This is a genomic window from Listeria tempestatis (assembly GCF_963575625.1).
In the GTDB taxonomy this organism is placed as follows: domain Bacteria; phylum Bacillota; class Bacilli; order Lactobacillales; family Listeriaceae; genus Listeria; species Listeria tempestatis.
The window spans coordinates 19271-34298 of sequence record NZ_CAUYTK010000006.1 but is presented as its reverse complement, the minus strand read 5'-3'; the positions used below and the strand labels follow the sequence as shown (position 1 = coordinate 34298).

15 protein-coding genes are annotated in these 15028 nt (G+C 38.1%); 11 read left to right on the top strand and 4 right to left on the bottom strand.

The window, feature by feature from the left end:
* Window positions 1-49 precede the first annotated feature (49 nt).
* The 7 genes from noc (at window position 50) to ychF (ending at window position 5303) form a co-directional block, all read left to right on the top strand.
* Complete coding sequence (gene noc, locus R8923_RS09030) at window positions 50-904, top strand: nucleoid occlusion protein (RefSeq protein WP_485872459.1); 855 nt, start codon at window positions 50-52, stop codon at window positions 902-904.
* Between the two features lie 14 nt (window positions 905-918).
* Window positions 919-1224: a hypothetical protein gene (locus R8923_RS09025; protein ID WP_485872458.1), complete on the top strand. Its 306-nt coding sequence runs from the start codon at window positions 919-921 to the stop codon at window positions 1222-1224.
* 97 nt (window positions 1225-1321) lie between these two features.
* Window positions 1322-2059 (top strand): helix-turn-helix domain-containing protein, encoded by a 738-nt coding sequence (locus R8923_RS09020; protein WP_485872457.1) that lies wholly within the window; start codon window positions 1322-1324, stop codon window positions 2057-2059.
* Window positions 2060-2247: 188 nt separating this feature from the next.
* The gene (locus tag R8923_RS09015; RefSeq protein ID WP_485872456.1) at window positions 2248-3009 is read left to right on the top strand and encodes a ParA family protein; all 762 of its coding nucleotides are present in this window, start codon (window positions 2248-2250) and stop codon (window positions 3007-3009) included.
* A complete protein-coding gene (locus tag R8923_RS09010; RefSeq protein WP_485872455.1) occupies window positions 3002-3847 on the top strand; it encodes a ParB/RepB/Spo0J family partition protein in 846 nt (281 codons plus the stop codon). Before R8923_RS09015 ends, R8923_RS09010 begins: the two co-directional genes overlap by 8 nt.
* A 25-nt stretch (window positions 3848-3872) precedes the next feature.
* The gene (locus R8923_RS09005) at window positions 3873-4079 is read left to right on the top strand and encodes a DUF951 domain-containing protein (protein WP_485872454.1); all 207 of its coding nucleotides are present in this window, start codon (window positions 3873-3875) and stop codon (window positions 4077-4079) included.
* A gap of 123 nt (window positions 4080-4202) precedes the next feature.
* Entirely contained in the window at window positions 4203-5303 is a 1101-nt protein-coding gene (gene ychF, locus R8923_RS09000) for a redox-regulated ATPase YchF (RefSeq protein ID WP_485872453.1), read from the top strand.
* 244 nt (window positions 5304-5547) lie between these two features.
* Here ychF and gshAB read toward each other — a convergent pair whose 3' ends face one another.
* Window positions 5548-7881, bottom strand: coding sequence for a bifunctional glutamate--cysteine ligase GshA/glutathione synthetase GshB (gene gshAB, locus R8923_RS08995; RefSeq protein ID WP_485872452.1), 2334 nt, complete (start codon window positions 7879-7881; stop codon window positions 5548-5550).
* 150 nt (window positions 7882-8031) lie between these two features.
* On the opposite strand from gshAB, the gene R8923_RS08990 reads away from it, so the two are divergent.
* From R8923_RS08990 to R8923_RS08975, 4 genes are all read left to right on the top strand, one after another.
* A complete protein-coding gene (locus R8923_RS08990) occupies window positions 8032-8919 on the top strand; it encodes an ATP-binding cassette domain-containing protein (RefSeq protein WP_485872451.1) in 888 nt (295 codons plus the stop codon).
* A gap of 14 nt (window positions 8920-8933) precedes the next feature.
* Window positions 8934-10067, top strand: coding sequence for a hypothetical protein (locus tag R8923_RS08985; protein ID WP_485872450.1), 1134 nt, complete (start codon window positions 8934-8936; stop codon window positions 10065-10067).
* A gap of 85 nt (window positions 10068-10152) precedes the next feature.
* The gene (locus R8923_RS08980; RefSeq protein ID WP_485872449.1) at window positions 10153-10809 is read left to right on the top strand and encodes a DUF1129 domain-containing protein; all 657 of its coding nucleotides are present in this window, start codon (window positions 10153-10155) and stop codon (window positions 10807-10809) included.
* An 85-nt stretch (window positions 10810-10894) separates the two neighbouring features.
* Window positions 10895-11623 (top strand): MurR/RpiR family transcriptional regulator, encoded by a 729-nt coding sequence (locus R8923_RS08975; protein WP_485872448.1) that lies wholly within the window; start codon window positions 10895-10897, stop codon window positions 11621-11623.
* Between the two features lie 69 nt (window positions 11624-11692).
* On the opposite strand, the gene R8923_RS08970 is transcribed toward R8923_RS08975, so the two are convergent.
* From R8923_RS08970 to R8923_RS08960, 3 genes are read right to left on the bottom strand one after another with little or no spacing between them, the layout of a single operon-like run.
* On the bottom strand, window positions 11693-13066 hold the full coding sequence (locus R8923_RS08970; RefSeq protein ID WP_485872447.1) for a PTS sugar transporter subunit IIC: 1374 nt from the start codon (window positions 13064-13066) through the stop codon (window positions 11693-11695).
* Between the two features lie 21 nt (window positions 13067-13087).
* The gene (locus tag R8923_RS08965) at window positions 13088-13396 is read right to left on the bottom strand and encodes a PTS sugar transporter subunit IIB (RefSeq protein ID WP_485872446.1); all 309 of its coding nucleotides are present in this window, start codon (window positions 13394-13396) and stop codon (window positions 13088-13090) included.
* Between the two features lie 54 nt (window positions 13397-13450).
* Window positions 13451-14905, bottom strand: a complete 1455-nt coding sequence (locus tag R8923_RS08960) for a glycoside hydrolase family 1 protein (RefSeq protein WP_485872445.1) — start codon at window positions 14903-14905, stop codon at window positions 13451-13453.
* Window positions 14906-15028 lie beyond the last annotated feature (123 nt).

Genomic DNA, 15028 nt, shown 5'->3' with positions numbered 1-15028 from the left:
GAAGTAGGATTTAAAATGAGCGAACGAAGCTTGGAAAGGACGAAACTGCATGGCTTTTTCACTATTTGGAAAAAAGGATAAAAATGAGAACAACGAAGCCGAAGAAATGAGTTTGCAAAAACGTGTTGAAGAATTGCCACTTGATTCAATTTTGCCTAACCAATTTCAACCGCGAACGGTGTTTAACCAAGACAAAATTGAAGAACTGGCAGAAACCATTCAAATTCATGGTTTGATTCAACCCATTGTTGTGCGCGAAACAAGAGAAGGTGGCTATGAAATTATAGCCGGGGAAAGACGGTATCGCGCGGCACGCCATTTAAATTTAGAAAAAATTCCTGCCATTATTCAAGAGTTTAATGATGATGATACAGCAGCTATTGCTTTAATTGAAAACTTGCAACGCGAGCAGTTAACGCCAATTGAGGAAGCAAAAGCATATGATGCACTCCTTGATATGCAAAGTGTGACGCAAGGTGATTTAGCAAGGCAAGTCGGAAAGAGTCAATCAGCAATTGCGAATAAACTCCGACTTTTGAAGTTGCCAAAGGAAGTTCAGGACGCGGTTTTGGCGAAAGATATTTCTGAGAGGCATGCGCGTGCGCTTCTCGCTCTTGAAACAGAGGCGCAACAAATACTGGTTTTAAACGAAATTATCAAGCAAAATTTTAATGTGAAACAAACCGACCAACTTATTCAAGAAATTTTAACAAAAAAAGAAGAAGCACCTAAGTCTAAAAAACCACAAATTCGGGCTGTCAGTAAGGATGTCCGAATTGCGCTTAACACGATTAAAGAGTCTGTTCAACTCGTTCAAAAAAGTGGTTTAGATTTAGAGGTCAAAGAGCAGGAATCCGAGGAATTTTTTGAGATTACGATTCAGATTCCAAAAAACAAATCATAAGGGAGGAATCTGAAATGAAAATTGTTAATATTATTTGGCACATCATTGGAATCAGCTGTGCTGCAATGATTCTACCATCATTTGTATCTTCAATTACGACAGCTATTTTAAGTTTGCAGCCGCAACGCATTGTTATTTTCTTCATGTACCCGATGATGACGAGTCGTGCGGCGTCTGAAATAAGCACGGCAAGAGCATTTTTAAATATGGGGTTAGGTTATTTAATGTACATTGTTGCATTCGTCTATATTATTCTCTTAGTGCGTAGCATCTATGGCTGGTATAAAAAAGCGAAAAAGTTTGATGCGGCAAATAACTAGAAGCAGTTTTACTAGAGATTGTTTTTCAATTTTTAGGGTATAGAAAAAAGAAAACAGATAAGAGATAAAGGAGGGAGCGGGTTAACCGCGCAGGTGTATGGCTAAAATTGTTTTTGTAAAAGATGAACAAGGTGAATTTCAAGCATATGATTTTGTACAAAATTTAATTCTTGAAGAACCACTAATGGCTACATTACTTCTTCAAGGGTTATTACAATTAGAACAAGCGGAAACAAGAAAAATGAGCTCTGGCAAGCAAATTTTGCCTGATATCCATCTTACAATAGGGAAAAGTCAAGCATATTCCTTGCAGAGCACGCGTATTGAAACGTCCATTGATCAACCAATTCAAGAAATGAAAATTCATTTTAAAGATAAAAATTGCCGCCTTATTTATTTTACTGCTTTCTCAGAATCTGAAACCTACTACTGTTTTGCTAAAGGCTATTTCAAGGATAAAAATCCATTTACAGATAAAATGGGTTCTTACCGCGAGGAAGCCAAACGTATTTTCCTAAGTCGCGTAAAAGCTGAGTTAAGCATTGGTATGAGTGACTATGACTTTAGTACATTAAAAGATCTTGCCTATAAAAATGAGGGAATCGTTCATTATTTAGATAGTTTTTCTGCAAGAATAGGTCAATTTGTTTTCGCAAAACGAATTGCGAAAAAATGGTCACAACTTGATTTGGCTCTAAAATCCGGCTTATCGCCAACAATTATTGAGCGCATTGAAGCAGGTGACCCTGATTTGACTTTGCGTATGTATCAAAAAGCTTGGCAAGTGCTTGAAGTTAAAGCAACATTTAATTTAAATGAAATCTCAGCGAAATAATTGCTCGAAAACCTTTTAAAGACGCCGTTTTTGGCGTTTTTTTATGTGTAACAAATGAATGAAATCTAATTAAAATGTTTCACGTGAAACATTTTTTTGAAGAAATATAGGACGAAATCAAAAAGTTTTGGTAAAATAGAAAAGAAGATATATATTTCAGCAAGTAGATAAGGGTTGGTGAGAAAAAAGTGACCAAAGTTATTGCATTAGCGAATCAAAAGGGTGGTGTAGGAAAGACTACATCTTCAGTTAATTTGAGTTCAAGCCTGGCTTTCTTAGGGAAGAAGGTATTGCTTGTGGACATTGATCCGCAAGGGAATGCTTCAAGTGGAGTGGGCATTAATAAAGGCGAGATTACAAATTGTGTTTATAATGTTCTTGTTGATGATGTTCCAATTCAAGAGGTTAGACAGAAGACGGATTTGGATAATCTAGATGTTGTTCCAGCTACTATTCAACTTGCTGGGGCAGAAGTGGAATTGGTACCAGCTATCTCTAGGGAAATTCGTCTAAAAAAAGCGATTGATACGCTGAAAGACGAGTATGATTACATTATTATTGATTGCCCACCTTCGTTAGGGCTACTAACTTTAAATGCACTTACCGCATCGGATTCGGTACTTATTCCGGTTCAATGTGAATATTATGCGCTTGAAGGACTCAGTCAGTTGTTAAACACAATTCGAATTGTGCAGAAGCATTTAAATGCAGATTTGCAAATTGAAGGTGTACTTCTAACAATGTTAGATGCACGAACCAACTTAGGTATTCAAGTTATTGAGGAAGTTAAAAAATATTTCCAAAATAAAGTATTTGATATAATCATTCCGAGAAATATCCGTCTTAGTGAGGCACCAAGCCACGGAAAACCGATTCTTCTTTATGATGCAAAATCAAAAGGGGCGGAAGTTTATTTAGAACTAGCGAAGGAAGTGATTTCGCATGGCTAAAGGCCTTGGTAAAGGTATAAATGCACTTTTTAATACAGTGGACACGAATGAAGAGACAGTTGTTTTTGTCGCAATTGAGAAAATCGAAGCAAATCCATTTCAACCGCGAAAGCATTTTGACAAGAAAGCTATTAATGAGCTGCGAGACTCAATTAAAATGCATGGTGTTTTGCAACCAATTATTTTAAGACAAGTTGATGATAAATATCAAATTGTAGTAGGTGAACGACGTTTCAGAGCCTCTAAAGCAGCCGGAATAGCTGAAATACCAGCTGTTGTTCGCCAACTTAGTGACGTTGAACTAATGGAACTTTCCGTTATAGAAAATTTGCAACGTGAAGATTTATCGCCATTAGAAGAAGCAGAATCCTATGCATTCTTAATGGAAAATTTAAAGCTAACACAGGCGAAATTAGCGGAGCGTGTTGGGAAAAGTCGTCCATATATCGCCAATATTATTCGGTTATTAACTTTACCAAATGAAGTTCAAGATATGTTACGAGATGACTCCTTATCAGTTGGTCATAGTCGGGCGCTACTAGGCTTAAAAGCGAAAAAAAATATTTTGCCACTGGCCAAGAAGACGGTGAAGGACGGCTTGACTGTCAGACAATTGGAGAAGCTAGTAACTGAAACGAACGAAAATGTTTCACGTGAAACAGCGAAACCTAAGAAGATTCCAGCATATATTCGTGAAAGTGAAGATCAATTGCGTAGTAAATTTGGGACAGCGGTTAATATTAAGCGCCGAGATAGAAAAGGAAAGATTGAAATTGAGTTTTTGTCGGACGATGATTTAAATCGGATTTTGGATATTTTAGATGTAGATTTAGATTAAAAAATTCTTGGAAGGGTGAGCGGATTTGGATAGATTAAATTTTGATTTAAATGATATTGTTGAAATGAAGAAGCCTCACCCTTGTGGGGTAAATCAATTTCAAGTTATTCGAATGGGAATGGATATTCGAATAAAATGTGAAGGTTGCGGACATAGCGTAATGTTGCCGCGAAGAGAGTTTGAACGTAAAGTGAAAAGAATAATAAGAAAAGCAGAGGAATCTAAGCTTTAAGTTTAGGTTCTTTTTTTGAGGGGCTGGTTTTTTAGATGAAAAACCTTTATAATGTTTCTTAGTGAAAACAAACGGGAGTAAACTGTTTTGAACGTCAATAACTAATAAAGGAGTAATTTAAATATGGCATTAACAGCTGGTATTGTTGGTCTTCCAAATGTTGGGAAGTCAACACTTTTTAACGCAATTACGAAAGCTGGGGCGGAAGCAGCCAATTATCCTTTCGCAACAATTGATCCAAATGTAGGAATTGTAGAAGTTCCTGATGAACGTTTAAATAAATTGACTGAACTTGTCAAACCTAAAAAAACGGTGCCTACTACTTTTGAATTTACAGATATTGCAGGTATTGTAAAAGGGGCAAGTAAAGGTGAGGGCCTTGGAAATAAATTTTTATCTCACATTCGACAAGTGGATGCAATTTGTCATGTGACACGTTGTTTTGAGGATGAAAATATTACGCACGTTGAAGGCCGAGTTGACCCATTAGACGATATTTCAACAATCAATTTAGAGTTAATTCTTGCAGATCTTGAAACGGTTGATAAACGAATCGGTCGGGTGGAAAAACTTGCAAAACAAAAAGATAAAGACGCTGTCGCTGAATTTAACGTGCTTTCTAAGCTGAAAGATGCTTTTGAGAACGATAAACCAGCACGTGCAATTGAGTTCAATGAAGAGGAAGACAAAATCGTCAAGAATCTTTTCCTTTTAACAAAAAAACCAGTTCTTTATGTTGCGAATGTAAGTGAAGAAGATGTGGCTGATCCGTCTAGTAATCCTTATGTACAAAAAGTTCAGGAATTCGCGGCTAGCGAAGGTTCAGAGGTTATTGCAGTATGTGCACGCGCAGAAGAAGAAATTGCGGAGCTTGAAGACGAAGATAAGCGTGAGTTTTTAGAAGCGCTTGGTATTGCGGAATCTGGCCTTGACAAATTGATCCGCTCTGCATATTCATTGCTAGGTTTAGCAACGTATTTCACTGCTGGCGTGCAAGAAGTACGCGCATGGACTTTCCGAAAAGGGATGAAGGCACCGCAATGTGCGGGGATTATTCATACGGATTTTGAACGTGGCTTTATTCGTGCTGAAGTAGTTGCGTACGACGCGCTCCTCGAGTTTGGCTCAGAGCAAGCAGCTAAAGAAGCTGGAAAGGTTCGTTTAGAAGGAAAAGAATACCTCATGCAAGATGGGGATGTCGTTCATTTCCGATTTAATGTATAAAATGTTTCACGTGAAACAAATTTCTTTAACTAAAAAAACACACTTTTCGAATGGAGAAAGGTGTGTTTTTCTATGGGGACTTGCTAGGTAAGCAAAAGACCGTAAAAGCTTTTCACTTCACGGTCTTAATATGTTAAATAAATGAAAAGTATCCCAGAACTTCTCTCAAAAGTATGAAATACCAATTTTAACCACCAAAATATCTTATCACAATGAAAAAGCTCCCCATCACAGGGAGCTTTTTTCATTTAAACAGATAATCAATAATTTTATCACCAGTCGCGACTCGTTCGCCTTTAAACGGAAATGCATGCATATGGGTGGCAGGATTGAAATTTAGTTCAATAATGGCCGCATTTTGATAATTAGTTGGGTTAGGTGGTACGATTATATCAACGCCGCAAATGCTTGCATCAACAACTTTTGTTGCACGAACAGCTAAATCTTTATAGTAAGAATCCATCTCGTCGGTCACATTAATACTATCTCCGCCAGTACTAATATTTGAGTTTTCACGGAGATAGACAGTCTGATTCAAGTTTGGGATATCCTCCCAAGTTAATTGTTGTTGTGAAAGCATTAACGTTTCCTCAGGTCCCTGTTGAATTTTTTCAAGCGGTTTTAAATGATCAGTTCCACGAAGAGGATCAGTATTTTTTTCTACCACAAGTTCACGAACCGAGTGGATTCCGTCACCAACCACATTGGCTGGAATACGTTTGAGCACAGCAACAACCTCGTCACCCATTACAAGGAAACGATATTCATCACCCGGAATGAATTCCTCAATCATAATCGCAGAGTCGTGACTGAATGCAATTTTAATAGCTTCTTCAAACGCTTCTTTTGTGAAAAAATTTTTAAAAATGCTGATGCCTACACCGTAGTTCGTCGATTTAGGCTTAATCACAATTTGTTTTCCTTCGAAATTTGAATAGCTAAGAAGAGCCTCTTCTAGCTTCGTATGATTTTCTCCAAAAGGAACGTGAATGTTATTTTCAGCCAAAATACGTTTTGTGACCACTTTATTTTCCATCACAAGTACCGTCACATAATTATCTTTAGACGTTTTAGTTGCTTGCTTTACAATTTCACTCTTACCACCAAGCGACAAACGTAAAAAGTTTTCCGACCGGTCTAAAACATCGACCTTTACGCCTTTTTTCCAAGCAGACTTCCATAAAATTTGCGTTGAAAGCTCCATATCTTCCGCACCAATAAAACGGTAAGCTTCCGCATCTGCTTCTTTCAGTGATTCCTTAGCGACATCTAAGTGGAAGTTTAAGAAACCAAATTCTTTAATCTTTGCTATGATTTGAGCGGCAATCGTTTTTGAAGGATCCATTAAGCGTTCTTTCTGAAGTAAAATCACATTTTCAAGCTCTTTATTATTAGGTATTAGCTCAGAGAGAAAAGCCGACATTTTGTTCAATTCAAGAAGACCTGCTTCTGAAAACGGGATTTCCTTATGGTTACAATCCATGATGGGTGGCCTAGAAAGACCAGAAAGTGCTATCTTCTCTTCGTTTTCATCAGATACTTGTTGATTGTCTGGACAAAGCCGATTATTTTCAGAAAGCAAGCCAGTAATTAAAAAGAGATGAATAAAATGTAATGTTTCTTTAGAAATCCCATTTTTTTCAAGTGGATTTAAATCGATTGCACGGATTTCAATATATTCCACACCCTGTTCAGCCAGACTTTCAAGCGTTTGGTCGGTATGACTATTTTTTAACCGAATGGGGTTGTAAAATTCACGCATACTATTAATTTGACCATTTTCAATGTGGCGAGCGATAGAGGAAATATACCCGTCAAAAGAGTCGTAATCGACATGCAAGGATTCCTTGTTTTTATAGCCAATAGAGCTGTTTCGTAAGGAGATGCCGTCTTTTATAATCCACGCATTATCCGCAGTTTTTTCCGCATTAGAAGCCGTTGTAAAGCCGTCCATATAGGCAGGGCCGCCGCCCGTTAAATATATTAACAACCAGCGATTTTTCATAAAATATTTGGCCACTTTTAAATAAATCCGATTTTTAAATGCTTGGAGCGTCTCATTTTCCTCGCGAAACGCTTGAAAAAGCTCTTTTAAAAGCTCATCTGAAAATGAAAAATTGTAATGAATGCCAGATAAGAGCTGGATTTTCTTACCATATTCCACCGCTAAATGCTCGCGGTAAAGGCGATTTGGGTGATTTTCCGTCTGATACTCGGCAATTGGAATGTCTTCCTCAGGCGGAATAAGGGCAGGGTTGCTGCTTGGCCAAAGTTGTTCATTTTCAGAGAGCTCGAGTGAAACAATATTATGCAAATTTGTAATCGCATTGTACACATCATCCACTGAATCACAGACAGGCGTAATCATCTCAACCTGGCTTTCTGAAAAATCGGTTTTAATATATGGATTCTCTTCTTTTGGTCCAAAAACGGGAGGGTGGTTTGTTAGCGCTAGATGCCCGCTAGGCGTCACGCGTAAGTTTTCCTTCTCCAATCCAAAATGTCCCGAAAAAAGTTGTTTAACTAAACGAGGATTTTTTTTAATAAAAGAAATATATTCTGAATCTAAATTAATCATGCTTTCACCTCAGGCGCGTTTATTTTCATACTCAATATTACAACAAAGCGAGTGAATAGTATAACAATTGGTTTGTGAAATACTTTAATAGTTGTACTAATTTCATGTATAATAATTGGGTGAGTATATTTGGGGGAGGAATGGGATGACATGCGCGTAGAGAACATCAAAAAAGTTATTGATGACAACATTGTATTACAAAATATTTCTTTTGAACTAAAGCCAGGTGAAATTACAGCGCTTATCGGACGAAATGGTGTTGGGAAAACTACGTTATTTAGTACGATAGTTGGAATTTTTTTGCCAGATGAAGGGAAAGTCACAATTGCTGGTGAAAACATTTTAAATAAACCAGCCTTAAAGCGAGAAATTTTCTTTTTAGAAGATAGTATGAATTATTTTAATTCTCATAATGTAAAGACGATTGTGAAGTTATATCGCGCCATTTATACAGACTTCGATGAATTTTATTTTCAAGAATTAATGGAACGATTTGATATGAAGATGGACACAAAAATCATTTCTTTTTCAAAAGGTAGAAAAGCATTATTTTTTATGATTTTAGCGTTTTCCTTGAATGTGAAATATTTACTTTTAGATGAGCCGATGGAAGGGCTTGATGTGATGATTAAACGCGAAATTTTGAATTTTATTTTAGAACAGGCAAAGGAGAAGAATACGAGTGTCATGGTCGCTTCGCATCGCCTAGACGAGCTAGATGAAATTGCTGACCGCGTTTTACTATTAAAAGGGGCATCGCTTGAGCTTGATTTATATTTGGAAGAATTTAGACAGCAGACAATGAAAGTTCAAGTCGCATTCAAGACAAAAGGAGTACCAGATTTTGTGAAGCGGGAAGCAAAACTGCTTTACCGGAATGGACGAATTTATACGATTTACGTCACACAAGATAAAGAGGGTTTTTTAGAGCAATTAAAACGAGAACAAGTCCTTTTACTGGAGGAAATGACCATGACGATGGAGGACATTTTTACCTTTTATTTAGCAGAAGAAAAGATTTCATACTTAGAGTTATGAGGAGGGGGAAAAATATGTTTTCAAAGGGATTATGGTACAAGGAGTGGCAAAGTGCTAGATGGATTTTGTGCCTTCTTGTCGCAGTGTTTTTTATCGGAATTTTTGGTGGAATGATGACAGATGCGAATACGTGGGCTGATACGCGTGATTACTATCATTCTGAGAGCTTTCAAAAGGAACAGGAAAGTGATCCTGATTTGCAGCTTTCTAAAGAAGAAATAAAAACAAATTTAACAATTGTTTATTTAAACCCACTATTTCCAGAGCTAGTTAATTCGAAATATGAAGATATAAGCCCTTATTACATATCTTTTACAGGATCGATTTTTTTCGACATTATTAAAATCGCTGTTTTTGCTCTAGGTTTGTTCATTGTTGCCTTTGAGCGCTTTACACGAAAAAATCGCTTTACCGCCATGCTACCTTACAAAAGAGGACATGTTATATCAGTAAAAATATTACTTGGAATCAGCGCGATTACGGTAGGGCTTCTTGGTTCTCTGGGAGCGGGAATACTTTACTTTCAAGTTAAAATACCGGCCGAGTATCTTGACTGGGAAAAAACGAAATTATTTTACGACATTTTGGGAGCCTACCTATGTTTTATTTTAATCTTTCTCGTAGCCGTCATTATCGGCTTATGTATAGCTTCGCCTGTCGCGAGCGTTTTAATTGGCGTTGGGGCGCTTCTTTTCCCAGTCTTACTTGTTTCCAGCCTAGATAAAGTTTATATGATTTTACATCGGAATGCGGGCGACTTAAATATGTCATCGCTCATTTTACATGAGGATTATTTGAAAATTTTTTCCCCATTTGATACGCAGTTAAAATCAACTGGGCCTCTTTGGTTCTTTTTCGCACTCATCATTGCCTTCATTATATTTGCTATTTGGCTATTTAATAAGCAAAAATTAGAGCGCAATGGGCAATTATTTGCGTTTGGCTGGGTGAAATGGCTCGTCTATTTCTTTTTTGCGCTAAGTTCGGGTCTATTTGTTGCCAATGCTGTTGATGGCAATACAGAAAGCGGCATCTCCTTGTCTCTTTATTTCAGTATTGCGATTATCGTTCTTTTCATCGCATTTTTCATGGCAATCTTTATTGTTCGGCGCTACAATGCTTATTTTCAAATGGCAAAATCAAGTTGAAATAATATCGCGTTTTAGAAAAAGTTTAGGTATAATAGAGTTTGTAGGAAAAGAAAACAGCTTGAAATTAGGAGGAATTAATTTAGTGACTACTGAAACGACAAACATTTCTTTAGCCGAGCAAAAAGAAAAGCTCACAAAAAAGAACTTGCAATATGTACAGGAAGTTGAAAAACATTTACGTCAAACAGACTATCCAGAAGCGCAACAAGAGAGCATCCTTATCGAAATGACAGAAAAAATTTTAGCGGAACAAAAACAAGGTGTAACCGCCCGCAAATTGTTTGATTTAACACCTACAGAATATGTCACTTCTTTGACGGTTAAAGCAGCACGTGCTGAAGAGGCGCCGAATACAAGTAAATGGTGGCTTGGCTTGGACGGGGGACTTCTCGTTCTAGGAGCAATGATGCTTATTTCTGGATTAAGTGCTTTCTTCCAAGGCCAAACTTTAGGATTAGCCGTTTTACTTATAACGGGTATCATTGGTGGTTTTGCCATGATTATCTTGCGTCGTTATGCAACGGAAATGCGTGCAGGAAGAAAGGGCGGGACACTTCGCTACATATTAATGGCCGTCCTAGTTATCGCACTTTGGATGTTTATTATGACGATTGTTCAAATTACAGTTCCGCCAGCAATTAACGTCGCGCTAGATCCAACTGTTATGGTCATCGCAGGCGCTGCTATTTTAGCACTTAGATGGTACATTAAGAGAAAGAAAAACATTCCATCATTATAAAGTACAAGCTAAGCAGGTTGATTTCAGCCTGCTTTCTATAATTATTTCCCGGGAAATAATTATTGTCGATTAAGGGGGAGATAAGATGTTTTCCTATGAAATCATTAAGCAGTTTACAGAAACAGAACAACATTTATACCGTTTTATTATGGAAAACCGGGATAAAGTTATGTTTATGCGAGTAAGAGAACTTTCAGAAGCAACACACGTTTCACCAGCTTCCATTGTTCGTTTTACACGCAAGCTTGGATTTGATGGTTTTTCAGAGTTTAAAGTTCAATTAAAACAAGAAGCTAAGTTGAATAGTAAACGAAAGACAGCAGATACAGTTGAGATTTTGGAAGAATTTTTTGAACGAACATTGAATCGAGACTATGACAAGCAATTGGATGCTGCTGTTCATATGATTCAGCAAGCTAGCCTAGTTGTATTTTTTGGCATAGGAACATCAGGAATTCTCGCGGAATATGGTTCTCGCTATTTCTCCAACTTGAAAAAAAGGACTTTTTATATTAAAGACCCGTTTTATCCGAACCCCGGGGAACAATTTGAGAATGCGGTTATGATTATTTTATCGGTTTCTGGTGAAACAGACCAAGTTCTTTTGCAAGCACAGAATATGCGTGAATACGGCAGTAAAATTATTAGCATTACGAATACAACAAAGAACACACTAGCAGGACTTTCGGATGTAAATATCCCTTACTTTGTGACACCGGAAATGGTCGATCGAACGAATATTACAACTCAAATTCCAGTGTTGTTTTTGTTAGAATCAATGGCGAAACGTACATATAATCGAGAACACGCATAAAAAAATCAGACTGCTGTTTGTTAGCAGTCTGATTTTTTAGTGTTACGTCTTTTTATACAAGTTTAGCGATCAATTTGCGATCTCTGGCTTTGTTTTTTCAGCCGATTCTGTTGCTTTAGCGTCCATCGCGGCATCAGAAGCTGCTACTTTATTCGAAATAATAACAAATGGCAAGTAAATGACGGTCGCAATGGCTAGACAGAGCAGGCCAACAAGTAGTGCTAGCCAATTTCCACCCGTTCCAAGGAATGGAATTAGTGGACCTGGAGTAGTCCAAGGTACCTGATAGGCAATCGGCGGAATAATTTTCGTTGCAACAAAGAAATAGCCAACTAGTGTAGTAACTGCTGGTACGACAATGAATGGAATGAACATAATCGGATTTAATACAATAGGTAAACCAAAAATAACAGGTTCGTTAATATTGAATAGCCCTGGTGCAATGGAAAGTTTGGCAATATCGCGATGATCAGCTCGGCGAGAAGCGATAAAGATAGCAATCAAAAGCCCAAGAGTCATTCCAGAACCACCGTAGTTTGAGAAAGCATCGTTTAAGCCAGCCCAAGTTGCTGGATACGGAGCCCCCCAAGCCGATCCATGTTCAGAAACATAAGATAAGTTTGCAAGATTAGGCTCAGTAAAAATAGTGTCACGAATCGCAGCTACCGTATTTGGACCATGAATACCAAGAATCCAAAGTAAGTTTGAAATAAAACCAAGAATTAGGACGGAGTAGACGTTTGTCCCCATATCCTTAAGAGGGGACTGGATTACTTTGTACACCAAATCATGAAGTCCCGCTGGAGCAATCAATGAAATGAGGTAATTTAATACAGAAAAAAGAATCATAACAATAATAACAGGTACAAGTACTCTAAAAGAGCGAGAAACCGCTGGTGGCACTTGTGGCGGCATTTTAATAGCTAATCGCTCGTTACGTGCCAAACGACTGAAAACTTCCCCCGTAATAAGACCAACGATTAAGGCAACAAAAAGCCCCTGAGCACCTAAAAATTTGATTGTTAAGTAAGCTTGTTCCTCAACCAACGTATACGGTGTGTAGATGATGAAAAAAGCCCCAATAGCAGTAAGACCACATAAAAGCTCATCCTGCTTAAAGAAAATCGCCAAGTTTCGTGCCACTAAAAAAACAATCAAAATGGCCATTATATTGGTGGAGCCCTGCAAAATCGGAGCAAAAATAGCTTGCGCCTCCGCTAAATTGGGAAAAATCTTTCCAAGAAATAAAATTTTAGCGATGAACCCATCTGGAGATAAAACTGCAAAGTTAAGTAGAATAATGATGGAACCAGCCATAATTAAAGGAAAAACTAAAATAAAAGCATCACGAATGGCTGCAATATGACGTTGCGAATTTAACTTGTTTGCAACGGGAACCAAAAAACGCTCCATACCATGTTCAAATTTAGTCATCATACTCATTTAAAAAACCTCCCATTTTTTTTAATTCTTTTGAATTGCAGCAAGCGCCTTCGTTAAGACCGCAGCACCGTTCATTTTACCATAATCTAGCATATCAATAACGGTTACAGGTATGCGCCCAGCAGCCATTTCTTTTATTTGTTTCTCCTGATAGCGAACTTGAGGACCGAGCATGACAATATCGACATCATTTATCTTATTGCTTGCCTCAGAAATCGAAAGTGCTTCAATTGCAACTTCCTCCCCAATTTCCTTTGCGTGCGCTTTCATTTTCTCGACAAGTAGACTTGTGGACATTCCTGCCGCACAGACAAGTAAAATTTGTTTCATTTTAAACCTCCTATTTTTTCTCCGCCCAAGCGAAGAGGGCGGAGTTAATAACACTTAATTCTTCATTTCGCGTTCAATATTTCGTCCGTTTTCTTGAATCGTCCTTTTATACCAAAAATAACTATCCTTTTTGTAACGCGCGAGCTCTTTTTCATTTGTTTCATCGCGGTCCACATACACAAAACCATAGCGTTTTTGATAGCCATTTAGCCAGCTAAGTAAATCTGTAAAGCTCCATGTACAGTAACCAATCATTTCGACGCCATCAGTAATAGCTTCCTGAATGGCATATACATGACTACGAATATAATCAATGCGATAGTCGTCATGGATTTCCTTATTTTCAGTAAGAGAATCGTATTCACCGAGTCCATTTTCCGTAATCATAATTGGCAAGCGGTAGCGGCTTGTGATACGCCTAAGCCCAATTCGGAGCCCAGTCGGATCAATATCCCAGTCCCAATTTGTCTTTTCCAAATACGGATTGTTCACATGTTTTGAAACCCCCGGGATTCCGCTTTCCTCCGTAGTCCCTTTTTTACCAGTCGTATTCATTTTCCCAGCCCCAACCCCGTCTCTTGGGTTGAAAGCATTGGTCATCGTGCGGTAGTAGTTAACACCCATAAAGTCTGGACGACCGCGTTTTAAAAGCTCCATATCGCCAGGGTGAATAGTAGGTGCAAGATCATTTTCAACGAGCCAGTTCCAAGCGGCAATAGGATATTCACCAAATGTATAAACATCCATCCAGAAATATGCATTTAGCTCTTCGTTATCGAGAGCTGCTAAAACATTTTTTGGATTGGCGTCAATTGAATAGCTTGGACCATAAGCGAAACTAGGTCCAATTTTCCCGTCTAGACCAAGTTCGCGGTACTTATTAATCGCGGAGGCGTTCGCCAAGTTTGCGATATGATTTGCTTCATACATGCGTTTTAAGTCCGAAACCCCAGGTGGGTGATACTCCAATTGATAACCATGCGTAATAAATACATTTTGTTCATTTAACGTCACCCAGTGCTTCACCCGGTCCCCGAAGCGTTTAAACAGCACTTCCGCATAATCAGTAAAGTCTTGAATAATACGCCGAGATTCAAAACCGCCGTATTCATCTTGTATGCCTTGCGGAATATCCCAATGATAGAGTGTTACAACAGGCTCTATCCCGTAAGAAATGAGCTCATCAATGAGGTGGTCATAAAACTGCAAGCCTGCTTCATTTACCGCACCATTGCCACGGGGAATAACGCGGCTCCAAGCTACTGAGAAACGATATGCCTGAAGACCTTGTTCTGCCATCAATTTAACATCTTCTTTGTAACGATGATAATGATCAACAGCGACATCTCCATTTGTTCCTTTGTACGTTTTACCAGGTATTCTTACAAATTTATCCCATACGGATGGTCCTTTCCCGTCCGTATCCCAAGCCCCTTCAACTTGATAGGCTGCTGCTGCAGACCCCCATAAGAAATCTTCTGGAAAGGGTTTTAGCTTTTTATGCTCCATATTGAAACCTCCATCATTAAACTTGTTATATTCAATGTAAGCGATTAATTTCAAAACGTAAATACTTTCAAGCTTTTCTGGTCATTGTTTCACTCAACTGGTAAAATTTTCAGTGGTGAAACA